Raw genomic sequence first — 22,860 nt, 5'->3', positions numbered from 1 at the left:
ATGACGCCAACCGCGATCGCACCTCCCCGGCCCACACCGGCCTTGCCCTGCTGGCTTGCTGCGCTGCTGGCGCTGGCTGCGCTGTGCGTCGCATTGAGCTGCGCCGCCGTGGGCCAGCCGGCCGCCGCGGCCGTGCCGAACCTGGAGCGCAGCGTGAAGGCGGCGTATCTGTTCAAGTTCCTTGGCTACGTGGAATTCAGCGCGCCAAAGGAGGCCGGCGACGCGCTGGCTGTCGGCGTGATGGGCGCGGACGACGTGGCGGCCGAGCTCACGCGGATCACGGCCGGACGTACCGTGAACGGGCGCCCGGTGGCCGTGCGCAGCCTGCGCGAGGGCGACCCGGTGGCGGGCATGCAGATGGTGTTCGCCGGCACGGCGTCGGACTTGCCGAAGGTGCTGCGCAATGCCACGCAGAACGGCGCGCTCGCCGTGGCGGACGACGAGAACGGGCTGCAGCATGGCGCCGTCATCAACTTCCGGCTGGTCGAGGACCGCGTGCGTTTCGAGGTCTCGCTGCCCGCCGCGGAACGCAGCAACCTGAAACTGAGCTCGCGCCTGCTCTCGGTGGCCTGGCACGTGCAGAAGGGGAACTGAGTGCTGTCCCGCCTGCGGCCCGATACCGTGCGAGCGAAGCTGGTGGCGATGGCGCTGGCGACCACGTTCGCCGCGCTGGTGACGATGTCCGTCAGCATGCTGATCTACGACCTGTCGACCTTCCAGAAGAACTGGGTGGACGACCTGACCACCCAGGCCGAGATCGTGGCCACCGTGTCGGCACCGGCGGTGGGCTTCAACGATCCCGCCGTGGCGCGCCAGAACCTGGAGCTGCTGCGCGTGCGGCCGCAGATCCAGCAGGGCGCCATCTACGGCGCCGACGGCGCCATCTTCGCCGCGTATGCGCAATCCGGCGCCAACCTGCCGCCGTTGCCCGAGCGGCCCGGCCGGCCCGGCCATGCGATCGAGGGCGGCAGGATGGTCGTCTATCACCCGATCCTCGAGAACGGCGAACGGGTCGGCACCGTGTACCTGAGCGCGCGCTACCGCCTGCTGGACCGGCTGGCCAGCTACGCGATGATCCTCGGCGTGGTGACGCTGGCCAGCCTGCTGCTGGCGGCGCTGGTGGCAAGCCGCCTGCAGCAGGCGATCACGCGGCCGCTGCGGGCGGTGACGGAAGTGGCCCGCGCCGTCATGCAGCGGCGCGATTTCTCGCTGCGCGTCGAGCATGACGCGGATGGCTCCCATGGCAAGGGCGGGCAGGGCGGCGGCAGCGCTGTTCACAGTGGTGAAATCGGCACGCTGGTCGACGCGTTCAACGACATGCTCGCCGAGATCGGCCAGCGCGCCAACGCGCTGCAGGAAGCGAACCTGACACTGGAACGCGAAATGGCGGTGCGCCAGGGCGCGGAGCGCGCGTTGCTGCTGGCGGACCGCCGCAAGGACGAATTCCTGGCCACGCTGGCCCACGAACTGCGCAACCCGCTGGCGCCGCTGCGTACCGGGCTGGATATCATGCGGCTCAACGGCGGCGACCCGGCCGCCAGCCTGCGCGCGCGCGGCGTGATGGAACGCCAGCTCAAGCAGATGGTGCGCCTGGTCGACGACCTGCTGGACGTTTCGCGGATCAACACGGGCAAGCTGACGATCCGGCGCGAAAGCCTGGAGCTGCACGCGGTGGTCGCCAACGCGCTGGAAATCGCCCGCCCCTTCATCGACGCGCAGGGCCACGAACTGGCGGTGGACCTGCCGGCCCGGCCGGTCCACGTGCTGGGCGATACGACCCGGCTCGCGCAGGTGCTGTCGAACCTGCTGAACAATGCCGCCCGGTACACGCCGCGTGGCGGGCGCATCGCCCTGTCGGCGGACGTGGGCGGGGACGAGGATGACGGCGGGCGGCTGCATATCCGGGTGGCCGACAACGGCATCGGCATCGCGCCCGGGATGCTGGGCGAGATCTTCGAAATGTTCGTGCAGGCCGATGCGTCGCTGGAGCGCACCAACCAGGGGCTGGGCGTGGGGTTGTCGCTGGCGCGCAAGCTGGTCGAGCTGCACGACGGCACGCTGGAAGCGGCCAGCGGCGGGGCCGGCGCCGGCAGCACGTTCATCGTCACGCTGCCGGTGCTGGCGGAAGTGCCCGAGCCGGTGGCGCGCCCGTCGCTGGGGCACGGCGGCGATACGCGCTTCCGCATCCTGCTGGTGGACGACAACGAGGACTTCGTCAATGCGATCGCCGGCCTGCTGCGCACGATGGGCCACACCGTGCACGTCTGCCACGACGGGCCGCAGGCGCTGGCCGACGCCGGGGCGTTCGTGCCCGATTTCGCGTTCCTCGACATCGGCCTGCCCGGGCTCAACGGCTACGACCTGGCACGCGCGCTGCGCACGATTCCGGCGCTGGGGCGCACGGTGATGATCGCCGTCACCGGCTGGGGGCAGCAGAAGGACCGCGACCTGGCCTTCGAGGCCGGCTTCGAGGAACACCTGGTCAAGCCGGTCAGCGTGGAGCAGATCCTGGCGATCCTTGCCGGCCACCGGGAAGGGGTGGCGGTGGCGGACCGGGGCTGAATCCGGCCTTGCAGGGCTATCCGCCGTACCGCTCGGTGCGGATCGCGCGCGGCGCGATGCCGGCCGCGACCAGCAGCTGCGCCGCCGTATCCACGAAGCCGTTGGCGCCGCACACGTAGCACACGTCCGGCAGGGCGGGCCCCCGGGCCAGCACTTCTTCCAGCATGGCGCCGTCGATGCGGCGGCCGTAGCGGGCCGCCCCGGGTTCGGCCGTGCCGCGGGTGACGGTGGCGATGTAGTCGAAGCCGGGGCGGGTCGCGGCGACGACCTGCAGTTCGTGGCGGTACGCCAGGCTTTCCCAGGTGCGGGCGGAGTGGAGCAGCTGCATCGAATCCGGCGTGCCCGCCCGGGCCCAGTCGCGCGCGATCGACACCAGCGGCACCACGCCGGAGCCGCCGGCCACGAGCAGCACGGCGCCGGGCTGCGCCGCGTGCCAGACGAAATGGCCGCCGAGCGGGCCGCGCACCTCGATCGTGTCGCCCGGTTGCGCAACGTCGTGGAAAAAGCCGGATACTTCGCCGTCGTCCAGCCACTCGATGGCCAGTTCGATCTCCGCCACGCCGGGGGCGGAGGCGATCGAGTAGCTGCGGCGGGCCTGGTAGCCGTCCGGCGCGGTCAGCCGCACGTCGAGGTGCTGGCCGGCCACGTGGCGCGCCAGCGGCGCCTGGAGAAAGTAGCTGCGCATCCGCGCCGTGCGCTGTTCGATCCGGGTGATGACGGCCTGCCGCCACCCGGCGGCGCCGGCATCGTTCATTGCCGGCTCAGTCATCATCCGTGTAGCGCTGCTCGCGCCATGGATCGCCGCGCATGTGATAGCCGCGCAGTTCCCAGAAACCCGCTTCGTCGCGTTCGGTGAACTTCAGGCCCCTGAGCCACTTCGCGCTCTTCCAGAAATACAGGTGCGGCACCAGCAGCCGCGCCGGGCCGCCATGCTCGGGCGCCAGCGGTGCGCCGCCGAAATGCGTGGCAACCATCGCCTGGCCGCCGGTCAGGTCGGCGACGGGAATGTTGGTGTCGTATTCGTCATGCGACTGGGCCAGCAGGAAGCCGGTGGGGGCGGCGATGCCTGCCGCGGCGAGCAGGTCGTCGAACATGACGCCTTCCCACACCGTGTCGAACTTGCTCCAGGTGGTCACGCAGTGGATGTCGCCGCGCCATGTGCTGCGCGGCAGTGCCAGGAATTGCTCCCAGTTCCAGCTGGCCAGCGGCCGTGCGCCATGGCGCAGCGTGAAACGCCAGTTCGCCATGTCGATGACAGGCGCCGGGCCGAGCGACAGCACCGGGAAATCGTCGGTCTCGTGCTGGCCGGGCGGCAGCCGCAGTGCAGCGTCGGCGCCGGGGCGGCGGCCGGTGAATCCTCGTGTGGTCATCGATGTGCTCCCATGTCAGGGCGTTGGCAGGTGATCAGTTCAAGCGCAGTCCAAGCGCAGTTTAGCGTTTTACGTGCCCGGCTGAACCTGCCATCCGGCAGGTGTCGGAAGATATACGGCCCGTCGGCGGGTGTTCCTGCAAGGCGCCGGATGTCGGCAGGCTACGTTCCGGGCGCCATGCCTTCGCCGGTAGTGATAAGCTTTTTAGCAATATTTACTCAGGAGCATTGTCATGACTGGAGACATGGAACGCGTGCAGGATGTCGCCGTGGTGCAGGCGGCCGTGGAGCAGGCCGCGGTGAGGGACGTGCCGTTGTCGGCCCACATCACGCCGGAGCCCGAACAGGCACCGCCGGAACAGGACCCGCCCGTGCAGCAGCCGCCTACCGAGAAACCGCCGAACGAAGTGCCGCCGGTGGAGGAGCCGACCGCGCCGGCGCCGCCGATCAGGATGGACTGACCGGCGCCACCGCCGGCCGCCGCCGCCTGGTTGTTGCTTCGTTGTGGCTTGGTTGTTGCTTGGTTGTTGCTTATTTATTGCTTACTTGCCGTCCTTCGGTGGCTCGGGCGTGCGCTGCGGAATCTGGCGGATCTGCTCCTCGGTTTCCTTCTCGCCCGGCGATTTTTCGCCGCTGCCGATGTCCGGTTCGTTGATCATGTGGCCGCCTTTTTCAGAGTCGTCCGCGGAATTGTCCTGCTTGTGAGCTTCGGTCATTGCCATCTCCTGTTAGTGAACGATGACCCATGCTAGCAAGAGCGGCAACGTTGCGGCGCCATATTGACGGGAAGGCCACGAGTGTTGCACTGCGCATACAGGTTGTGGTTATTTGTGGTGGCTGTCACAGTCGCGTCACCAAAGTGTTCCTATAATTGAGTCAGTAATAGACGATTTATCTGGAGACAATCATGGGCAATTCCTTACACAACAAGATTTACCTCGGCCGCCGTACCGGCCCGCTGCGCATGCTGGTGGCCGGCGTCGTTGCCGGACTCGGCGTTTTCCTGCTGGCTTTCAAGGCTTTCAGGTAAGGCTTTCTACCGAGCGTGCTTGCCGGGGCCGTTCGGGCCGCGTACCATGACGGCCGCAATCGCCATCATGGAACAGGTAATGAAAGACGAAAAACTCACCACCGACGAATACAATGCGCTGGACGAAGTGCGCCGCGGCATCCAGGGCAGGCCATCTGCCTGCGTGGCCCGCAACACGAAGCGCCTGTCCGGCCTGAAGATGTTGTCGTTCGCGCGCAACGGCCACCTGTCGTTGACCGAAAAGGGCAAGGAAAGGCTGTTCCTGCGCCGCTGCATCCTGGGCCTGCGCGCGCTGGCCGCCGACCCCGCCGCGAAGCTCGATGACGAAGTGATCGCCTTCCTCGGCAAGAAGTCGCACATCGCCACCACCGACACCGGCTTCGCAGTCACCGACAAGGGGCGCGAGACGCTGGCCGATATCGAGGCGCAGGGCTTGTAGGCGGCCGGCCGCCGAAACCGCCGTCGCCGAAAACCGGTGCCAGACACCATTTTCCGGATGGGTCTTCCAGAAAATGGCGCCTGGTACCAGCGCGGGACGATTTGCCCGTTCACCTCACTTGTTCACTTCCTCGCCGGCTTGAACCCGTCGGCGCTGATGTCGAGCTCCGTCACTTCGCCATACTTGGCGGCCACCTTCCGGATGTCGTCCGCCTTGCCGACCAGCACCATCTGCAGGTTGGTGCGCGGGAAGTACTGGTCGATCATCGCCTTCGCCTTGGCCGGGGTCAGGCCATCCACGTCGCGCATGAAATTGTCGATCTGCGCGCGGTCCACGCCCAGCGCGTACATGTCGCCCAGCAGGCTGGCCAGCTGTTCGCCCGTTTCGAACCGGGGCGGGAACTGGCCTTTGACGTAGGCCTTGGCCGAATCCAGCGTGGCCTTGTCGATCCCCTTGTCCCACAGCCGGTTGTAGGTCTTCAATGCCAGGTCGAGCGCCGCCTCGGTCTTTGCCGACGCGGTGAAGCTCGACATCGCGAACGTGCCCGACTGCGCCAGCGGTGTAAACGAGCTGTTGGCGCCGTAGGTGAGGCCGGAATTGACGCGCAGCTCGTCGTTCAGCCACGACGTGAAGCGGCCGCCCAGCACCGTGTTGAGCACCTGCAGCGGCACGTAGCCGGCATCGTTGCGGGCAATGCCGGGGCCGCCGATGATGAACGTGGTCTCGATCGCATCGGGCTTGTCGACGAGCCACACGCGCGGCTTGCCGGCCAGCGGCTTGCCGTAGTCGGCGTGCTGCGGCGCCGGGCCTTCCGCCTTCCACTGACCGAACAGGCTTTCGATCTGCCGGCGCATCGCCGCCGGATCGAAATCGCCGACGACGATCACGGCCGCGTTGTCCGGCCTGAAATAGCGTTCGTGGAAGCCCTGCACGTCGCCGCGCTTGAGCGCGGACAGACTGCCGACCGTGCCGCCGGCCGGGCTGGCATACGGCGCATCGCCGTACAGCATGCTGCGATAGTACGTGCCGGCCACCTGGCGCGGGCTTTCCTTGGCCTGTTTCAGGCCGCTGACCTTGCGGTTCCTCAGCTTGTTCAGCTCGGCCGCTTCGAAGCTCGGCTGCTGCACGATCTCGGCGAACAGCGGCAGCAGCGCGGCCGCGTCGTTCTTCGCGAAGTTCGCCTGCACGGTGGTCTGCTCGGTGGCGCTGCCGCCGGCCAGTTGCGCGCCGCGGAAGTCGAACGCCTCGTCGATGGCGGCCTTGTCGTGCTTCTCGCTGCCCAGCAGGATCGCATCGCCGGTCAGGTTGGCCAGGCCCGCCTGCGTGCCGTCGTTCACGGCGCCGGCCCTGACGACGGCGCGCACGGCGATCAGCGGCACTTCATGGCGCTCCATCAGCATCACGGTCAGGCCGTTGGGCAGCTTCGTGGTTTCGAATTGCGGCAGCTTGAAATCAGCAGACGGCGCGGCAGGCTGCGTCGCGGCGGCGGCAATGCCGGCGGCGCCGAGCAGGGCAGTGCTCAGGGTCGTGGAAAACACCAGCTTCTTCATCATTCCTCCTTCGCGGCCAGCATGCCGACCGTGCGCTGCGATTTCTTCAGGTAGCGGGCGGCCACGGCCTGGATGTCGGCCGGCGTCAGCTTTTCATACGCGGCCGGCGCGTCGAACAGTTCGCGCCAGTCGCCGAAAAACGTTTCGTAATTGCCCAGCTGCTGGGCCTTGCCGTTGATCGTTTCCTGCGCCCGGTACAGGTTGACGAGCTTCTTGTTCTTCACGGCCTGCAACTCGCCGGCGCTGATGCCGTTCTTCACCACGTTGTCGATCTCGTCGAGCATCGCCTTCTCGACCCTGGCGCCGTCGACGCCGTTCGCGGCCACCGCGAACACGTACAGCAGGCCCGGGTCGAAGCCGTCGGTGGCATCCGCGCCGACCGATGTCGCCAGCTGCTTCTCGACCAGCGCCTTGTACAGGCGCGACGTCTTGCCTTCGGTGAGCACGCTTTGCAGCACGTTCAGCGCGTAGTAATCCGGGCTGTCGCCACGCGGCACCTTGTAGGCCACCATCAGGTTCGCCGCCGTCGCGGAAGCCTTGGCGACGAACAGCCGGCGCTCGCCTTTCTGTTCCGGCTCCACGGTCTTCACGGCCGGGGGCGCGGCGCGTTTCGGGATCGCGCCGAAGTACTTCGTGGCCAGCGCCTTCACTTGGCCGGCCTTGACATCGCCGACGATCACGGACACCGCGTTGTTCGGCGCGTAGTACGTGCGGAAGTAGTTGACCAGGTCCTGCTGCGTCCATGCCTTGATGTCCGATTCGAAGCCGATCACGGGCCAAGAGTACGGGTGGGCCGAATAGGCCACGCTGTTCAGGTCTTCCATCAGCATGCGCACGTTGGAGTTCTCCAGGCCCGTGCTGCGTTCGGACAGCACCACGCCGCGCTCGCTCTCGACCATCTTCGGATCGATCGTCAGGTGCGCGATGCGGTCGCTTTCAAGCTTGAAGATCGTCTCCAGCGACGAGGCGGGGAACCAGTCCTGGTACACCGTCACGTCGCTGTTCGTGTAGGCGTTGTTGCTGCCGCCGTTCGCTTCCATCGTGCGGTCGAACATCTTCGGCCCATAGTTTTTCGAGCCGTTGAACATCATGTGCTCGAAGAAGTGCGATAGGCCGGTGGTGCCCGGCGCCTCGTTGCGCGAGCCCACCTTCCAGAACGTGTACATGTTGGCGTTCGGGATCGTGCTGCTTTCCAGGACGATGAACTTCATGCCGTTGGCAAGCGTGAACGACTGCACCTGATCGGCCGTGAACGCGGCCTGGGCCGCACCGGCCAGCGACGCTGCAATGACTGCGCCGGCGACGGCAGCGGCGAGTTTCCACCTCGGTTTCCCCTGCATCGGATGCCTTTCCAAAATTGAAAAAATTGTTGATTCGCAAGCATACGGCATTGCCGTTAGAATGGGTAGGACCCTCAATCACATGGAAAGCACGATGGAAAGCGCAATGCACTGGTCGGCCCACGAGCTGACGATGACCGTCCTGATGACTCCCGACATGGCCAATTTCTCGGGCAACGTGCACGGCGGCACGATCCTGAAATTCCTCGACAGCGTGGCCTATGCGTGCGCCAGCCGCTATTCGGGCAGCTATGTCGTCACGCTGTCGGTGGACCAGGTGATGTTCCTGCAGCCGATCCACGTGGGCGAACTGGTGACGTTCCTGGCCTCCGTGAACTACACGGGCCGCACATCGATGGAAGTGGGTATCCGCGTGGTGACGGAAAACATCCAGCAGCGGCTGGTGCGGCACGCGAACAGCTGCTACTTCACGATGGTGGCGGTGGACAAGGACCGGAAGCCCGTGGCCGTGCCGCCGCTGGTGCCGGAAACGCCGGAGCAGGTGGCGCGGTGCGAGCAGGCCGAAGCCCGCAAGGCGGCGCGGCTGGCCCTGCATGGCGCGAAAAAGAAGGCGAAAGGCCAGTAGGCCGCGGCGGGCAGCGCCACGGCCGGCAGGCAACGCAGGTACCGGCACCGGCTCCCGGGGGAGCAGGGGGCCGGCACCGGAATCAGTCGGCGAATGCGCCGGTCCGGTAGATCACCAGTTTCTGCCGGTGCGGGCATAAGATGGCGGCGTGACCGCGCGGCGCCGCTTCGGATACACGAGGGCGCGCACGGCCACGTCGACCGGCACATGCAGCGAGGCCAGGAACTCGGCCGCGTTGCGGATGCCTACCTCGGGCAGCGCGGCGACCGCCTGGTCGACGAGGTCGCGCATCTTGCGGTTGGTGCGCGCGTGTTGCGGCTTGAGCAGAAATTGTTTCTTGATTCGTGCATTCATTTTATTTTCCCCGTTCCGGTCATGCGTTCTCGTATGACGCATTATTGTCGCGCACCGTGATTGCGCATTGTTGTGGCGCATCGCGATTTCGCATTGTTACTCGCATCGCTGTCGCCTCGTTGTCGCCTCGTTGTCGACTCATGCGCACAGCAGTTCCGGCGCCGACACGGCGGCCGGTGCCAGCGTCCGGCCGCTGCGCACGATCCGCTCGAATTCCTCCGCCGGCACCGGCCGGCTGAAATGGTAGCCCTGCATCTCGTCGCAGCCGTGGGCGCGCAGGAACTCCAGCTGAGCAGCAGATTCTACCCCCTCCGCGATCACCCGCAGCTTGAGGTTGTGGGCCAGCGCTATGATCGAGATCACGATCGCCGCTTCGTCGGCATCGCTGGCGATATCGGCCATGAACGAGCGGTCGATCTTCAGCACGTCGATCGGGAACGTGCGCAGGTACGAGAAGCTCGAATAGCCGGTGCCGAAGTCGTCGATCGACAGCGCCACGCCCAGCGCCTTCAACCGGTGCAGCGTGTCGACCGCCTGGGCCACGTCGTCGACGAACAGGCTTTCCGTCAGTTCGATGTCCAGGCAGGCCGGCGGCAGGCCGGTGTCGGCCAGCACCTGCGCGATCGATTCCACCAGGTCGGGCTGGGCGAACTGCCGTGCCGACAGGTTGACGGCCACGCGCAGCGGCCCGAAGCCGCCCGGTTCCGCAATGTCGTGCCACGCCCTGGCCTGCGCGCAGGCCGTGTGCAGCACCCAGGCGCCGATCGGCACGATCAACCCGGTTTCCTCGGCCAGCCCGATGAAGCGCTGCGGCGGCACGGTGCCCAGTTCCGGATGCTGCCAGCGCAGCAGCGCCTCCATGCCGACGATGCGGCCGCTCGCCAGGTCGAGCTGCGGCTGGTAATGCAGCACGAATTCGCCGCGTTCCAGCGCCTTGCGCAGGGCGCCTTCGATGCGCAGCCGCTCGAGCGCCGCGTCGTTCATCGTGCTTTCGTAGAACTGCCAGCGGTTGCGGCCCAGCTTCTTGGCCGCATACATGGCGATATCGGCATGTTCGATCAGGTGCTCGGCGGGCGCGCCGTCCGCCGCGTGCACGGCCACCCCGATGCTGCAGGTCACGCAGAACTCTTTGCCCTCCAGCATGATCGGCTGCGCCAGCGCCGTCATGATGCGCTGGACGGCGTGCGGCGCCAGCGCTTCGTCGGCATGCTCGGACAGGATGGCGACGAACTCGTCGCCAGACAGCCGCGCCACCGTGTCGGCGTCGCGCACCGCGGCTTGCAGGCGCCCGGCGATCGTGCGCAGCAGCTGGTCGCCGGCCTTGTGGCCCAGGCTGTCGTTGACGAACTTGAAACGGTCCAGGTCGATCAGCAGCACCCACATCTGGCGCCCGCCGCGGTTCGCGCGTGCGACCGCCTGTGCCAGCCGGTCCTGCAGCAGCATGCGGTTCGGCAGGCCCGTCAGCGCGTCATGGTGGGCGATGTGGCGGATGCGCTGCTCGGTCTGCTTGCGCTCGGTGATCTCGCTGCCGGTGCCGCGGTAGCCGCGGAATTCTCCCTGCGAGTCGTAGACCGGTTCGCCGGTGGACTGGAACCAGCGCGTTGCGCCGTCGTCGCCGGTGATCTCGTGTTCCAGGTTCGCGAACGGCAGCCGGGCCTGCAGCAGCGCCAGGTGGTCGCGGCCGCTCTTCGAATCGAGGAATGCCGGCGAGACCTGCCAGCGGGTGTGGCCGAGGTAGGCCTTGCGCTGCACGCGCGCCTTGTCGAAGAAGCCGTCGGTGATGCTGGTGAAGCAGAAATTCACGTCCTGTTCCCAGTACCAGTCGGACGACAATGCCAGCAGTCGGCGGAAACGGTGCTCGCTCTCCTGCAGCGCGCGCTCGGTGCGCTTGCGCGCCGCCACGTCGGCATTCAGCTGCGCATTGCTGCGCCGCAGGTCGGCGGTGCGTTCGTCGACCAGCCATTGCACGCGGCGGGAACGTTGCTCCAGCGTGTGCACGAGGGCCGCGGCCAGCGCCGAGAACAGCAGTCCGCCGACCAGCACGATCAGCGACCCGGCGTGGTCGGCCAGGAACGGGCGCGGCAAGGCATCGACCCGCACGCGCCAGGCCTGGCCCAGCAGGCTGAAGCTGGCCTGCGCATGTTCGGGATGGCGCGGATCGAACCGGCGCAGCCACTGCGGCAGCGCCGGCCAGCTGCCGCCCTCCGCGGCCGGCTCGGGGCCCGTGGTATAGACCAGTTCCGACCGTGCGCCCGCATACACGCGCAACAGCAGTTGCGGATCGTCCAGCAGGCCGCCGTATTGCAGGATCGTGTGCACGAGGTGGGGCGCGCGGACCAGCGTGGCGGTCTGGCCAGTCCATGCCGCGCGTCGCTGCTGCGCTGTTTCGGTAGGCATGCCGCGCCGGTACAAGGGCATCAGCAGCACGAAGCTGTCGCGCCGCGCGGGTTGCAGCACGCTGATGAGCGGGGTGGCGGACGGCTTGCCGGTCGACAGCATCCGTTCCACCGTGGCGGGGGTGTCGGCCAGCGGCAACACGTCCAACCCGAGGACGCCGTGCGCGCCCAGCGGCGCCATGAACTCGGTCACCAGGTACCGCTCGCGGCGCGGCGCGGGCTCCAGGCGGCCGGCGCGCATGTCGCTGAGGGTGAAGCCGGGGCGCTCACGGCCGACGCGTTCTTCGAAGGCAAGGCGGTCGGCATGCGTCATCACGTGCTGGTGCGCGAACGAGGCCATGAACGGGTAGCGCTGCAGCAGCGGTCGCGTGAAATCGCCGAACTGCGCCTGCGTCACCTCGGGCATGGTGCGGAACAGCTGGTTGGTGACCGTCAGCACCTCGACCGTATCGTCCAGCCCGCGCCGGATCGCGGCCACGCGCAGGCTGGCGCGCTGCTGGAAACCCGCCGACAGCTTGCCATATTCCAGCGCGCTGACGGCGATGAACAGGGTGCCTGTCACGCACAGGCCGGCCGCCAGCGTTACCGCCGCCGCGAACGATACCGGGGTGAACCTGCGTGCCATGGGACTCCTGTGGATGAACAAAAAACGCGGACATGATGCCCGGGCGTCAGTGTGTCACAAAAGCCGCAAGTTGCCGATAAGAATGTAATCAGTAGGAACTTATTGTTGTCTTATTGCACGTAAGTGGCGCGTGGCTACCCGGCACGCAGGCGGGCGACCACCCAGTGCGCCAGCAGGCGGTTGAAGGGCGCCAGTCCCGGCCAGAGTGCGCCGCACAGCGCGATGCGCTGCACCAGGCGCTGGGCGCGGGTGGCCGCGCGCGCCGGCATGCCCTCGGCCGGGCGCAGCGCGAACACGATGTGGTTGTTGCCGGCGACGCCGCGCAACTGGCACACGTTGTCGCCGAACGCCTGGCGCAGCCGGCGCGCGATCGCCGGGTAGTTCGGATCGTAGCTGAAGATGTTCGCCACCAGCAGGCCGTCGGGCCGCAGGGCGCGCCGGCAATCCGCGTAGAAGCGCGCGCTGCCCAGCGCCGGCGGCAGGCCGGAAGCGTCGAAACCGTCCACCAGCAGCACGTCCGCGCTATTGGCCAGCCGCGGCATGTGACGGGCGGCGTCGGCATGGATCACGCGGAAGCGTTCGCTGTCGGGCGGCACGGCGAAGTGCTCGCGCAGCGCGATCACCTCGGCCGACAGTTCCAGGACCGTGATACGCGCGTGGGGCAGGTAGCGGTGGCAGAACTTGGCCAGCGAACCGCCGCCCAGGCCCACCATCACGATATGCGCCGGGCGGGGCTTGAACAGCACGAAGCACATCATTGCCCGCGCGTAGGCCAGCACCAGCCGGTGCGGATCGGCCAGGTCCATCTGGCTTTGCACCTCGCCGGGCACGAATTCCAGCGTCAGGCGGCCGTTGCGGCGGCTGAGGAGCACTGGCTCGCGGGAAGTCTGGTCGAGGATCGGGGCCATGAAATTGGAAGATGCGCAGCAAGGTGGGGGAGGATATGAACGGAAAATGCGGGGAGGATGCGTGTCGGCGTGGCGGGGCGTGTCATTGGTGTCGGGGGCGCTGTTCTGCTAAGCTCTCAGGCACAAAGTGTACCCCGGCGGCGCACTTGCACGAAAACCTTTATGGGTACACGGCCCGCCGCCCCGATGGAGAATACCGATGTTCCTGGACCACCCGACCATTACCGCGACCAACAGCTTCACCGAGCCAGACCGCATCGAGCGGCTGAACCGGGTCTATGGCTATGCCGCCGCGCTGGCCGATGCGGCGGGCAAGCAGCACTTCATCGAGAAATGCAGCCAGCTGCACGATCACAAGGGCACGCTGATCGTGTTCTGGCACGAGGCGCCCACCGAGGAAGAGAAGACATTCTTCACCGTCGCCTGGGCGTCCAAGGTCGGCGACGGCACCACCAACGTCGAGCACGAGATCTGACGTGGACGTCAGGACGCTGGTCCTCGCCCTGGCGCTGGGCAATCTCGCACTGTGCGCAGCGCTTTTCTTTCATGATGCGGACAACCGCCAGCGCGGCGCGCTGGCCACCTTCACGCTGGCCAGGCAGTGCCAGGCGGTGGCATGGCTGCTGCTGTACTTCCGCGGCGTGATTCCCGAAACGCTGGCCGGCCCGGTCGCCAACGTGGCGCTGTTCGCCGGCGTGGCGCTCGATGCCGGCGCGCTGTGGGAGCGCGCCGGGCGCGCGGGCTGGCGCCGCGCCGTGCTGCCCGCCCTGGGGCTGGCCGCCGCCGGCTGGCTCGCCTGCCATGTGCTCGATGCCGATCCCGCCCTGCGGGTGGCGGCCGGCTCCGCCATCGTCGGCGCGTTCTACCTGGCCGGCGCCGCGGCGCTGGGCCTGGGCTGGAGCACGGCCACGATGCTGCGCCGCTTCCTGGCGGTGGCGCTGGCCGCCCTGGGCCTGGCCATTGCCGGGCGCGGGCTGCTGGCCATGGCGCTGCCGCAGGGCTGGACGGGCGTGGGCCCGGCGCAGCTGCAGGGCCTTGGCTACGTGGCCTTCTACCTGGCGATGCTGATCGGCGCCGCCGGCTACCTGCTGCTGGCGCGCGAGACGCTGCAGGCAGATCTGGCGCGGCTGGAGGTGGTGGACGCGCTGACCGATGTGCCGAACCGCCAGGGCTTCTACGGGGCGCTGGCGCCGTGGCTCGCGCTGGCGCGCCGGCCCGGCACGCCCACCGCGCTGCTGATCCTGAACCTGGACGGGTTCAAGCGCGTCAACGATCATTATGGCCACGGCACGGGGGACAAGGTGCTGAAGGCGATGGTGGAGGCCTGCCGCGGCCAGTTGCGCGACAGCGACATGATGGGACGGCTGGGCGGCGCCGAATTCGCCATCCAGCTGCCGCGCACCACGCTGGCGGACGCGGTGGTCGTGGCCGAGCGGATTCGCGCATCGATCGAGGCGAACCCGGTGAAGGCGGAACGCGCGGTGATCTCGCTGACGGCCAGCCTGGGCGTGACGACGATCCGTGCCGACGACTCCACCGTCAGCCTGTTCAAGCGCGCCGACGAGGCGCTGCAGGCGGCCAAGCTGCGCGGCCGCAACCAGGTGGTGGCCGCGCCCCCGCCGGTGCACGACGAGGACACCGGCACCTGAAGCTGGCCAGCGCGCACGAATCCTGTCATGAAGCCGTCATGAGGGCGGTCTAATGTGATAGGATTTTCAATATAAACAATATAAATCAATGGAATCCCCGATGTATGCAGCGGTCGATCTCGGATCGAACAGTTTCCGCCTTTCAATAGGCAAACATGACGGCGACACGATCCGCGTGCTGAAAAGCATGCGGGAACCGATCCGGCTGGCCGCCGGCCTCGACGCCGCCGGCAACCTTACCGAAGCGGCGCGCGAGAAGGCCATCGCATGCCTGCAGAACTTCGCGATCACGCTGTCGGCCTACCAGCTCGACGCGGTGCGCGTGGTGGCCACCTCCACGATGCGCCAGGCGCAGAACATCGCCACCTTCCTGCCGCAGGCCGAGGCGGCCATCGGCTTCCCGATCGAGATCATTTCGGGCGAGGAGGAAGGGCGGCTGATCTACATGGGCGTGGCCAATGCGCTGGCGCAGCCGAACGAGCGGCGCCTCGTGGTCGACATCGGCGGCGGTTCCACCGAACTGATCCTCGGGCGCGGGCCCGATATCGAGCGGGTCGAATCGTTCAGCGTGGGCAGCGTCAAGCAGAGCCTGGCGTTCTTCGTCAACGGCTATGTCGACGCACCGTCCTACGAGGCGGCGATCCTGTCCGCGCGCAGCCATTTCGAGGATGGCGCGCCGCCGTACATGCCGCAGTTCTGGAAACGGGCCTATGGCTCCTCCGGCACGATCCGGGCGATCGCCGACGTGATCGAAAAGAACGGCCTGGGCAAGGGCATCACGCCGGACAGCCTCGATGCGCTGAAGCGCCGCTTCATCGCTTTCGGCCACGTCAACCGGATCGACATGCCGGGCCTGCGCCCGGACCGCGCGTCGACCGTGGTGGGCGGCCTGGCGATCCTGATCGGCGTGATGCACGAACTGGACATCGATGAACTGGCGCCGATCGAGGCGGGTTTGCGGATGGGCGTGATGTGGGACCTGACCCTGCGCGAGATGCGGCGCGACCGGCGCGAGCAATCGGTGCGCGATTTCGCGCGCAAGTTCCACGTCGACGAGGCCCGCGCCGCGCGCGTGGCCGACGATGCGCTGGCGCTGCTCGAGCAGCTCAAGCCGGCCACCGACACGGCGGCGCGGCTGCTGTACTGGAGCGCCCTGCTGCATGAGGTGGGCCAGGCAGTGTCGCAGACGGGGCACCACAAGCATGGCGCCTACATGATCGAGAATGCCGACCTGCCGGGTTTCACCACGCGCGACCAGCGCACGATGAGCCGGCTGCTGATGGCGCAGAAGGGCAACCTGCGCAAGGTGGAGGAATTCCTGGCCGATGCCGATTTCGCCCGGGCCGTGGTGGCGCTGCGGCTGGCGATCGTGTTCATGCACGCCCGGATCACCGTGGCGGACGCGCAGCCGAAGCTGCGGATGAAGAACCGCATCGAACTGGAACTGCGACGCGAGCTGGTCAGCGGGCATCCCACCCTGTCGTACTGGTTCGAGAAGGAGCAGGAGAACTGGGACGAGGTGGGTGTCGACCTGAGCCTGCGGACCGGGTCGTGACGGACCGGCCCGGCATACGGGAATCACCATGACCCTCGTGGCGCTGCTGGAACGCATCCGGCGTCCCTATATCGACCAGCTGTCGCATGCCGCGACCGGACCGGGCTTCCATGTCGAGCCGGTGGTGCGCCGGCCCGACGGGAGCCCGGCCGGTGACGGCCTGCTCGACACGCCATGCCGCTGCGACCTGGTGCGCAAGGCGCTGGGCGGGGTGCAATCGGTCGACGCGGCGGAATGCGTCGGGATCGAGCCGCTGCGCGTGGAACTGGGCGGTGTGCCCGTTGCCGTGTCGGCGTTTTCGTGGGACTGGCTCAACCTGCACATCGCCGGTATCCCCGATGCCGAGGTCAATACGCTGATGCGCGCCTGGTTCCTGCGCTGGTTCGACGCCGACGATGCTTATCCGAGAAATGCCGAAGGCTTGCGTGGCGTGGTGCATTTCCTCGGCGATCCCGCGCGCGCGGGCGATGGCCTGCGGTTCCGGATCGATCTCGGCTCCGCGCCGGCCAGTGCCGTTGCCGAACTCATTGAAGATCTGCTGCGGCACGGGGCGACAGGGCTGGCGCTCGGCTGACCGGGCCTGGGGTCGGTATCGGCCTGCGCGTGGTTTCAGCCTGCATTTCCGCGGTGCGGGCCGGTGTGTTCCGCAATGCGTCGCGCCTGCCCGAACGGGAGTGGTGGCGGCGGCCTCGACCATCGATACTGCAAGAGCTGCGACGCCAGGAAAGTGTTCCGTTCGCTTGCCGTGACGACTGTACCTTGCATCTTAAGTTTCGGCTCATCTTGCCTTAACAAAATCTTTCCTGCAATCCTGTTAACGTCGCTGCTGCCGGATCGCGCGGGCATGCCCGCGCGAACGGCGCACCATCAACGTCGATCAATCGGGTCACTCATGAAAACAAAAATGATTTTGGCGGCAGCCGCGCTGGCTGCCATGGGAAGTGTTCAGGCCGCCGACAAGGCAGCGGCGCATTGGGAATACAAGGGCAAGGCCGGCACGTCGCACTGGGGCGAGCTGGAACAGGATTTCGCCGCCTGCAAGCTGGGCAAGGCGCAATCGCCGATCGATATCCACGGCGCCAGGGCGGGAGCGCCGGCGCCGATCGGTTTCGACTACGCGGCCAGCGCCGCCGATGTCGTCAACAATGGCCACACTGTGCAGGTCAACCTGGCGGAAGGCGGCCGGGTGCGTCTTCCGGGCGGCGAATACAAGCTGGTGCAGTTCCACTTCCATACGCCGAGCGAGGAAACGGTAAACGGCAAGCACTATCCGCTGGTCGCGCACCTGGTGCACCGGAACGATGCCGGCGAACTGGCCGTGGTCGCCGTGCTGTTCAGGCAGGGCAAGGAAAATGCCGCGCTCAAGCCGGTATTCGCCGGGCTGCCGGCCCATGCGGGCGATCACCATGCCGTCGAGGGCGGGGTCGACGTGGGCGCGCTGCTGCCGGCGCAGCACACCTACTATGCCTACATGGGTTCGCTGACCACGCCGCCATGCAGCGAAGGCGTGCACTGGCAGGTCATGAAGCAGCCGGTCGACATTTCCAAAGGACAGCTGGCGGCGTTCCGCAAGCTGTACCGGATGAATGCCCGCCCGGTGCAGCCGCTCAATGGCCGGGTGGTCGAGGTGACCGGCTGACGTGCGTGCCGTTGCACATGTCGGTATGCCCGGCCCGTTCGATTGCAATTTCTTGACAAAGAGAATGTACCCCTGCCTTGCAGTTTTGCTTACACTATAGGCTTGTGATGCAAGGGGGGCGGAGATGGCGGTCGGGAGCGCATGGCGGAGGAGGTGGCGGACGGCGGCGCTCGGCGCTTGCGCCGGGCTTCTTGCCGCATCCGCGCCGCATGCCCAGCCCACCGTTGCCCAGCCCACCGTCACGCTATGCTACGAACGGGCCGATGTGCGGCCGTGGCGCACCGAGGATGGCCGCGGCCTGAATTTCGAGCTGCTCAAGCTGGTCGGCGAGCGCGAGAAGATCCGCTTCGATTTCCGGAGCATGCCGTGGAAGCGCTGCCTGGCGCAACTGAAAGACAATGCCGTGGACGGCGCGTTCGCCGTCAGCTTCAAGACCGACCGCCGCGAGATCGGCGAATATCCGGGCGGCGCCACGCCCGATGCGTCGAAGCGCATGCACATCGACCGCTACGTGCTGATCCGCCGCAAGGGCAGCAATGTCGATTGGGACGGCAAGGCCCTCCACAACGTCGATGGCGCCGTGGGCGCGCAGCTCGGCTACTCCGTGACCGACCAGTTGCGCAGCCTGAACGTCACCGTGGACGAGGGCAGCCAGCGCTCCGATGAGCTGGTGCGCAAGCTGCTGGCCGGCCGGCTGGCCGCCGCGGCCGTCGGCGGCAGCGATGCGCACACGCTGCTCACCGGCCCGTACGGTGCGCAGATCGAGGCGCTGCCGCGGCCCCTGGTCGAGAAACCGTACTTCCTGCTGCTGTCGCACCGGATGGTCGAGCGGCAGCCCGACCTGTCGCGGCGCATCTGGGCTGCGGTGGAAACGGCGCGCAACAGCGCCGAATACCGCAAGCTCGAGAGAGCCGAAGTGCCGGCTGCCGGCAAGGGCAAGCAGCCTTGATCAAACGGATGCCCGGCGCGCTGCGCAACTTGCGGGACACCTGGCGCGGCGACATCGTCCTGCGCCTGGGGGTGTCGATCTTCCTGGCGGTGCTGCTGTCCACGGCCGCCTACACCACGTATGCCGTGCGCACGCTGCATGCGGAGGCCGAGCTGCAATTGCGGGAGCGCTCCGAGCGGCTCGTGACGGTGTTGTCGCAGGCGCTCGCGCGGCCCCTGTTCGACATCAACGGCGCCGCGATCACCAGCGTGGTCGACGCGATGCGCGCCACGCCGGAAGTGCTGATGCTGCGCGTGCAGGCGCCGAACGGCGCCGAGCTGGCCAGTTTCGCGGCGTCGAAGTTCGATGCGAAGAACGCCATCACGGTACACCGCGACATCAGTTTCCAGGACGGCGCCCGCAACTACCTGGTGGGCACGATCGACCTGACGTATTCCCGCCGCGAGACCGACAGGGCGCTGCAGCAGCAACTGCTGCATGCGGTGACCGTCAACCTGCTGCTGGCGCTGACCATCGTCGGCGCGGTGTTCGTCGTCGCGCGCAAGGCCGTGCGGCCGTTCGGCGATATCCAGAAGTCGCTGGAAAAGCTTGCCCAGGGAAAGACCGATATCCAGCTCTCCGGCATCGGCCGCGCCGACCAGGTGGGCCGGCTGTCCATCGCCGTGCGCAGCTTCCGCGATACGCTGACCAGGCTGCGCTACGCCGAAAGCGAGCTGCGCGAGCTGAACGGCGACCTGGAACAGAAGATCGACACCCGCACGCAGGAATTGAAGCGCACGATCCAGGTCGCCCGCGACAGCGAGCGCAAGCTGCGCGCGATCGTCGATACGGCGCTCGATGCCGTGGTCACCATGGACCGCAACGGCCGCGTGGTCGGCTGGAACCGCCAGGCCGAGGTCATCTTCGGCTTCGGGCGCGACGAGGCGCTGGGTCAACAGCTCGACACCCTGATCATCCCGCCGCGCTACCGCACGGACCACCGCGAGGGCATGGCGCGCTACCTGGCCGGAGAAAGCGCGGGCGAGGTGCTGGACCGGCGCATCGAGGTCGAGGCACTGCATGCGGATGGCAGCGAGTTCCCGATCGAGCTGTCGATCACGCGCATCGACCTCGATGCCGAGGGGTTCGAGTTTTGCGGCTTCATCCGCGATATTTCCGAACGGCGCGAACGCGAGCAGAAGCTGGTGGCCGCCAATGTGCGGGCGGAGGCGGCCAACATCGCCAAGTCCGAGTTCCTCGCCAACATGAGCCACGAGATCCGTACGCCGATGAGCGCGATCATCGGCATGGCTTACCTGGCGCTGCGCACGGACCTGAACACCAAGCAGTACGATTACGTGAGCAAGATCCACCGCGCCGCGCTGGCGCTGCTGGGCATCATCAACGACATCCTCGATTTCTCGAAGATCGAGGCCGGCCGGCTCGAAGTGGAGCAGGTACCGTTCTTCCTCGACGACTTGCTGGCCAACGTGGCCAGCGTGACGAGCCAGCGCGCCGCCGAAAAGCAGCTGGAATACCTGTTCAACGTGCCGCCGGCGATTCCGCGCCACCTGGTGGGCGATCCGCTGCGGCTGGGGCAGGTGCTGATCAACCTCGTCAACAATGCCGTCAAGTTCACGGCGCAGGGCGAACTGGAACTGTGTTGCACCCAGCTGTCGGCGCCGGGCCCGGAACCTGGCCGGGTCGCCCTGCGGTTTGCCGTGCGCGATACCGGCATCGGCATGCCGGAGGAGCAGATGGGCAAGCTGTTCCGCGCGTTCAACCAGGCCGACGGTTCCACGTCGCGCCAGTTCGGCGGCACCGGCCTGGGCCTGTCGATCTCGCAGCAGCTGGTGCGGCTGATGGGCGGCTCGATCACCGTGCGCAGTGAACAGGGCAAGGGGTCGCTGTTCTCGTTCGACCTGGAATTCGGCCTGTCGGGCCAGGCGGAGCGGCCGCCCGTCGTGCCGGCCGCGCTGAACAACGCGCGGGTGCTGCTGGTCGACGACAGTCCGGTGGCGCTCGAGGTGCTCGGCGAGGCCGCGCGGGCGCTGCCGCTGCGCGTGCAGACCGCGTCGTCGGGCGCCGAGGCGCTGGCCGGGGTGGTGGCCGCCGATGCCGCCGCCGACCCGTATGCGCTGGTGCTGACCGACTGGCAGATGCCCGGCATGGATGGCATCGAGCTGGCGCGCCGGGTGGCGGCGGCGCCGCTGGAGCGGCAGCCGGGCATGGTGCTGCTGACGGCGTTCGGCCGCGAGGAGGTGCAGCGCGAGGCGGAAGATGCCGGTTTCATCGGCTACCTGTTCAAGCCGATCGGCCAGTCGATGCTGGTCGATACGCTGGTGTCGATGTTCGCGCCGCCGCGTCGCCGCAACCAGCCCTATGACGGCGGCAAGCTCGACGTGACCGGGCGGGTCTTGCTGGTCGAGGACAATCCGGTCAACCAGCAGATCGCCGCCGAGCTGATGGAAATCCAGGGCATCGCGGTGGAATTCGCCGGCAACGGCCGCGAGGCGCTCGACCGGCTGGCGCAGGTGGGCCCCGGCCACTACGACCTGCTGCTGATGGACCTGGAAATGCCGATGCTCGATGGCCACGAGACCACGCTGGAACTGCGCCGCGACCGCCGCTTCGACGGCCTGCCGGTGATCGCCATGACGGCCCATGCGCTGGCCGACGTGCGCGAACGCTGCCTGGCCGAGGGCATGCAGGATTACCTGACGAAACCGATCGACCCGGATGCCCTGTATGCCACGCTGGCGCGCTGGCTGGGCCGGGCGATGCCGCCGGTGGCGCCGCGCCCGCCGCGCGCGCCTGGCCAGGACGGCTTGCCGCTGCTGGCGGGCATCGACACGGCGCGCGGCCTGCGCCACGTGGCCGGCAACGAAACGCTGTACGTGCAGTTGCTCGACCGCTTCCGCAACTCGCAGCGCGATGCCGCCGCCGAGGTGGCGACCCAGCTGCTGCATTGTGATCGCGACAGCGCCCGCAAGCGTGCCCACACGCTGCGCGGCGTGGCCGGCAACGTGGGTGCCAATGCGGTGGAAGCGGCCGCCCGCGCCATCGAGGAAATGCTGCACCGGGACGAAGTGCCGGCGGCCACGCTGGTCGAGGAGCTGACCGTGTCGCTGCGCACGGCCGTTGCCGGCCTCGATGCCCATTTTTCCGGCGCGCAGGAGGCCGGCACCCCGGTCGCCGCGGCCGCGGCGCAGGAGGAGGGTGCCGCGGCGCTCGCGCGGCTGCGCGAACTGCTGGCCGCCTACAGCGGCGACAGTACCGATTACTTCGCCGGTGCGCGTACGTCGCTGGCGGCGTCGCTCCCGGCGGCGGCACTGGAGCGCGTGGCCGCGCACATCGCCGCCTATGAATTCGACGCGGCCCGGCAGGTGCTCGATGCGGTGGCCGGGGAGGCGCCATGAACGCCGGCCGCCCCGTCATCCTGATCGTGGACGACACGCCCGACAACATCATGCTGCTGGCCTCGCTGCTGAAGGCGAAGTACGACACGAAGGTCGCCACCAACGGCGCCACGGCGCTGCGGATCCTGTGCACGGGCGGCGTCGACCTGGTGCTGCTGGACGTGATGATGCCCGACATGGACGGGCTGGAGGTGTGCCGCCGCATCGTCGGCGAGCCGGGCACGGCGGATGTGCCGGTACTGTTGCTGACGGCAAAGAGCCGGCCGGAAGACGAAGCGCTGGGGCTGGCGGCGGGCGCCGTGGACTACATTACCCGGCCGATCAGCCCGCCTATCCTGCTGGCCCGCGTGGCCACGCACCTGGCGCTGCGCACCGCCCGCCGCGACCTGGCGCTGCGCAACGCCGAGCTCGAAGCGCTGCTGGCGTCGCGCGGCGGCGCGACCTGCGACGAGGGCGCCGGCGAGCCAATGTGACTTGAGATGGCTTAAGAACTGTAAGGGATGGTGCCGTT

At 67.8% G+C, this 22,860-nt stretch carries 22 protein-coding genes; 14 read left to right on the top strand and 8 right to left on the bottom strand.

The annotated features are described in order from the left end of the window. Together GJV26_RS04025 and GJV26_RS04020 are read left to right on the top strand one after the other, a co-directional pair. Positions 1 to 594: a TOL_0243 family YfiR-like periplasmic protein gene (locus tag GJV26_RS04025; protein WP_155707700.1), complete on the top strand. Its 594-nt coding sequence runs from the start codon at positions 1 to 3 to the stop codon at positions 592 to 594. Then, entirely contained in the window at positions 595 to 2,562 is a 1,968-nt protein-coding gene (locus GJV26_RS04020; protein ID WP_155707699.1) for a sensor histidine kinase, YfiR-like protein-associated, read from the top strand. A 16-nt stretch (positions 2,563 to 2,578) separates the two neighbouring features. Here the strand turns inward: GJV26_RS04020 and GJV26_RS04015 are convergent, their stop codons facing one another. Both GJV26_RS04015 and GJV26_RS04010 read right to left on the bottom strand, forming a co-directional pair. Beyond that, entirely contained in the window at positions 2,579 to 3,316 is a 738-nt protein-coding gene (locus GJV26_RS04015) for an FAD-binding oxidoreductase (RefSeq protein ID WP_155707698.1), read from the bottom strand. Between the two features lie 7 nt (positions 3,317 to 3,323). After that, positions 3,324 to 3,932: a sulfite oxidase-like oxidoreductase gene (locus GJV26_RS04010; protein WP_155707697.1), complete on the bottom strand. Its 609-nt coding sequence runs from the start codon at positions 3,930 to 3,932 to the stop codon at positions 3,324 to 3,326. Between the two features lie 232 nt (positions 3,933 to 4,164). On the opposite strand from GJV26_RS04010, the gene GJV26_RS04005 reads away from it, so the two are divergent. Next, on the top strand, positions 4,165 to 4,392 hold the full coding sequence (locus tag GJV26_RS04005; protein WP_155707696.1) for a hypothetical protein: 228 nt from the start codon (positions 4,165 to 4,167) through the stop codon (positions 4,390 to 4,392). A gap of 81 nt (positions 4,393 to 4,473) precedes the next feature. On the opposite strand, the gene GJV26_RS04000 is transcribed toward GJV26_RS04005, so the two are convergent. After that, positions 4,474 to 4,647, bottom strand: coding sequence for a hypothetical protein (locus tag GJV26_RS04000; RefSeq protein WP_155707695.1), 174 nt, complete (start codon positions 4,645 to 4,647; stop codon positions 4,474 to 4,476). A 191-nt stretch (positions 4,648 to 4,838) separates the two neighbouring features. On the opposite strand from GJV26_RS04000, the gene GJV26_RS30430 reads away from it, so the two are divergent. Both GJV26_RS30430 and GJV26_RS03995 read left to right on the top strand, forming a co-directional pair. Beyond that, positions 4,839 to 4,961: a hypothetical protein gene (locus GJV26_RS30430; protein ID WP_260114796.1), complete on the top strand. Its 123-nt coding sequence runs from the start codon at positions 4,839 to 4,841 to the stop codon at positions 4,959 to 4,961. Between the two features lie 79 nt (positions 4,962 to 5,040). Continuing rightward, complete coding sequence (locus GJV26_RS03995; protein WP_155707694.1) at positions 5,041 to 5,400, top strand: hypothetical protein; 360 nt, start codon at positions 5,041 to 5,043, stop codon at positions 5,398 to 5,400. 122 nt (positions 5,401 to 5,522) lie between these two features. Here the strand turns inward: GJV26_RS03995 and GJV26_RS03990 are convergent, their stop codons facing one another. Together GJV26_RS03990 and GJV26_RS03985 are read right to left on the bottom strand one after the other, a co-directional pair. Next, positions 5,523 to 6,953, bottom strand: coding sequence for a M16 family metallopeptidase (locus GJV26_RS03990; protein ID WP_155707693.1), 1,431 nt, complete (start codon positions 6,951 to 6,953; stop codon positions 5,523 to 5,525). Then, positions 6,950 to 8,290, bottom strand: a complete 1,341-nt coding sequence (locus tag GJV26_RS03985; protein WP_155707692.1) for a M16 family metallopeptidase — start codon at positions 8,288 to 8,290, stop codon at positions 6,950 to 6,952. The genes GJV26_RS03990 and GJV26_RS03985 overlap by 4 nt, the downstream gene beginning before the upstream one ends. A 106-nt stretch (positions 8,291 to 8,396) precedes the next feature. On the opposite strand from GJV26_RS03985, the gene GJV26_RS03980 reads away from it, so the two are divergent. Continuing rightward, a complete protein-coding gene (locus GJV26_RS03980) occupies positions 8,397 to 8,876 on the top strand; it encodes an acyl-CoA thioesterase (RefSeq protein ID WP_155712236.1) in 480 nt (159 codons plus the stop codon). Positions 8,877 to 8,987: 111 nt separating this feature from the next. On the opposite strand, the gene GJV26_RS03975 is transcribed toward GJV26_RS03980, so the two are convergent. The 3 genes from GJV26_RS03975 to GJV26_RS03965 all read right to left on the bottom strand — a co-directional run bounded on the left by GJV26_RS03975 (position 8,988) and on the right by GJV26_RS03965 (position 13,159). Next, positions 8,988 to 9,230, bottom strand: a complete 243-nt coding sequence (locus tag GJV26_RS03975) for a hypothetical protein (RefSeq protein ID WP_155707691.1) — start codon at positions 9,228 to 9,230, stop codon at positions 8,988 to 8,990. A 138-nt stretch (positions 9,231 to 9,368) separates the two neighbouring features. Continuing rightward, positions 9,369 to 12,251 (bottom strand): bifunctional diguanylate cyclase/phosphodiesterase, encoded by a 2,883-nt coding sequence (locus tag GJV26_RS03970; protein ID WP_155707690.1) that lies wholly within the window; start codon positions 12,249 to 12,251, stop codon positions 9,369 to 9,371. 134 nt (positions 12,252 to 12,385) lie between these two features. Further along, on the bottom strand, positions 12,386 to 13,159 hold the full coding sequence (locus GJV26_RS03965) for a methyltransferase domain-containing protein (protein ID WP_155707689.1): 774 nt from the start codon (positions 13,157 to 13,159) through the stop codon (positions 12,386 to 12,388). A gap of 199 nt (positions 13,160 to 13,358) precedes the next feature. Here GJV26_RS03965 and GJV26_RS03960 point away from each other — a divergent pair, with 199 nt between their 5' ends. The 8 genes from GJV26_RS03960 to GJV26_RS03925 all read left to right on the top strand — a co-directional run bounded on the left by GJV26_RS03960 (position 13,359) and on the right by GJV26_RS03925 (position 22,822). Further along, positions 13,359 to 13,634: a hypothetical protein gene (locus GJV26_RS03960; RefSeq protein WP_155707688.1), complete on the top strand. Its 276-nt coding sequence runs from the start codon at positions 13,359 to 13,361 to the stop codon at positions 13,632 to 13,634. A 1-nt stretch (position 13,635) separates the two neighbouring features. Next, the gene (locus GJV26_RS03955) at positions 13,636 to 14,808 is read left to right on the top strand and encodes a GGDEF domain-containing protein (protein WP_189441658.1); all 1,173 of its coding nucleotides are present in this window, start codon (positions 13,636 to 13,638) and stop codon (positions 14,806 to 14,808) included. Positions 14,809 to 14,908: 100 nt separating this feature from the next. After that, the gene (locus GJV26_RS03950; protein ID WP_155707687.1) at positions 14,909 to 16,363 is read left to right on the top strand and encodes a Ppx/GppA phosphatase family protein; all 1,455 of its coding nucleotides are present in this window, start codon (positions 14,909 to 14,911) and stop codon (positions 16,361 to 16,363) included. Between the two features lie 28 nt (positions 16,364 to 16,391). Beyond that, the gene (locus GJV26_RS03945; RefSeq protein WP_155707686.1) at positions 16,392 to 16,937 is read left to right on the top strand and encodes a hypothetical protein; all 546 of its coding nucleotides are present in this window, start codon (positions 16,392 to 16,394) and stop codon (positions 16,935 to 16,937) included. 330 nt (positions 16,938 to 17,267) lie between these two features. Next, entirely contained in the window at positions 17,268 to 18,002 is a 735-nt protein-coding gene (locus GJV26_RS03940) for a carbonic anhydrase (protein ID WP_371866442.1), read from the top strand. A 124-nt stretch (positions 18,003 to 18,126) separates the two neighbouring features. After that, positions 18,127 to 18,951, top strand: a complete 825-nt coding sequence (locus GJV26_RS03935; RefSeq protein WP_155707684.1) for a transporter substrate-binding domain-containing protein — start codon at positions 18,127 to 18,129, stop codon at positions 18,949 to 18,951. Continuing rightward, positions 18,948 to 22,349, top strand: a complete 3,402-nt coding sequence (locus GJV26_RS03930; RefSeq protein ID WP_155707683.1) for a response regulator — start codon at positions 18,948 to 18,950, stop codon at positions 22,347 to 22,349. The genes GJV26_RS03935 and GJV26_RS03930 overlap by 4 nt, the downstream gene beginning before the upstream one ends. Continuing rightward, positions 22,346 to 22,822 carry a response regulator gene (locus GJV26_RS03925; protein ID WP_155707682.1) on the top strand — a complete coding sequence of 159 codons (477 nt, stop codon included), beginning with the start codon at positions 22,346 to 22,348 and terminating at the stop codon, positions 22,820 to 22,822. Before GJV26_RS03930 ends, GJV26_RS03925 begins: the two co-directional genes overlap by 4 nt. Positions 22,823 to 22,860: the final 38 nt, after the last annotated feature.

The sequence above is a fragment of the Pseudoduganella dura genome (assembly GCF_009727155.1).
Classification (GTDB): Bacteria; Pseudomonadota; Gammaproteobacteria; order Burkholderiales; family Burkholderiaceae_D; genus Rugamonas; species Rugamonas dura.
The sequence above is the reverse complement of the archived record's forward strand: the minus strand, read 5'-3'. Positions and strand labels throughout refer to the sequence as shown.

Coding starts and splice junctions, on each gene's coding strand:
- GJV26_RS03980 (WP_155712236.1), top strand. CDS start 8,397: ATGCACTGGTCGGCCCACGAGCTGACGATGACCGTCCTGATGACTCCC.
- GJV26_RS04015 (WP_155707698.1), bottom strand. CDS start 3,316: ATGAACGATGCCGGCGCCGCCGGGTGGCGGCAGGCCGTCATCACCCGG.
- GJV26_RS04005 (WP_155707696.1), top strand. CDS start 4,165: ATGACTGGAGACATGGAACGCGTGCAGGATGTCGCCGTGGTGCAGGCG.
- GJV26_RS04000 (WP_155707695.1), bottom strand. CDS start 4,647: ATGACCGAAGCTCACAAGCAGGACAATTCCGCGGACGACTCTGAAAAA.
- GJV26_RS03935 (WP_155707684.1), top strand. CDS start 18,127: ATGGCGGTCGGGAGCGCATGGCGGAGGAGGTGGCGGACGGCGGCGCTC.
- GJV26_RS03940 (WP_371866442.1), top strand. CDS start 17,268: ATGATTTTGGCGGCAGCCGCGCTGGCTGCCATGGGAAGTGTTCAGGCC.
- GJV26_RS04025 (WP_155707700.1), top strand. CDS start 1: ATGACGCCAACCGCGATCGCACCTCCCCGGCCCACACCGGCCTTGCCC.
- GJV26_RS03975 (WP_155707691.1), bottom strand. CDS start 9,230: ATGAATGCACGAATCAAGAAACAATTTCTGCTCAAGCCGCAACACGCG.
- GJV26_RS03965 (WP_155707689.1), bottom strand. CDS start 13,159: ATGGCCCCGATCCTCGACCAGACTTCCCGCGAGCCAGTGCTCCTCAGC.
- GJV26_RS03960 (WP_155707688.1), top strand. CDS start 13,359: ATGTTCCTGGACCACCCGACCATTACCGCGACCAACAGCTTCACCGAG.
- GJV26_RS30430 (WP_260114796.1), top strand. CDS start 4,839: ATGGGCAATTCCTTACACAACAAGATTTACCTCGGCCGCCGTACCGGC.
- GJV26_RS04010 (WP_155707697.1), bottom strand. CDS start 3,932: ATGACCACACGAGGATTCACCGGCCGCCGCCCCGGCGCCGACGCTGCA.
- GJV26_RS03925 (WP_155707682.1), top strand. CDS start 22,346: ATGAACGCCGGCCGCCCCGTCATCCTGATCGTGGACGACACGCCCGAC.
- GJV26_RS03990 (WP_155707693.1), bottom strand. CDS start 6,953: ATGATGAAGAAGCTGGTGTTTTCCACGACCCTGAGCACTGCCCTGCTC.
- GJV26_RS03985 (WP_155707692.1), bottom strand. CDS start 8,290: ATGCAGGGGAAACCGAGGTGGAAACTCGCCGCTGCCGTCGCCGGCGCA.
- GJV26_RS03995 (WP_155707694.1), top strand. CDS start 5,041: ATGAAAGACGAAAAACTCACCACCGACGAATACAATGCGCTGGACGAA.
- GJV26_RS03970 (WP_155707690.1), bottom strand. CDS start 12,251: ATGGCACGCAGGTTCACCCCGGTATCGTTCGCGGCGGCGGTAACGCTG.
- GJV26_RS03945 (WP_155707686.1), top strand. CDS start 16,392: ATGACCCTCGTGGCGCTGCTGGAACGCATCCGGCGTCCCTATATCGAC.
- GJV26_RS03950 (WP_155707687.1), top strand. CDS start 14,909: ATGTATGCAGCGGTCGATCTCGGATCGAACAGTTTCCGCCTTTCAATA.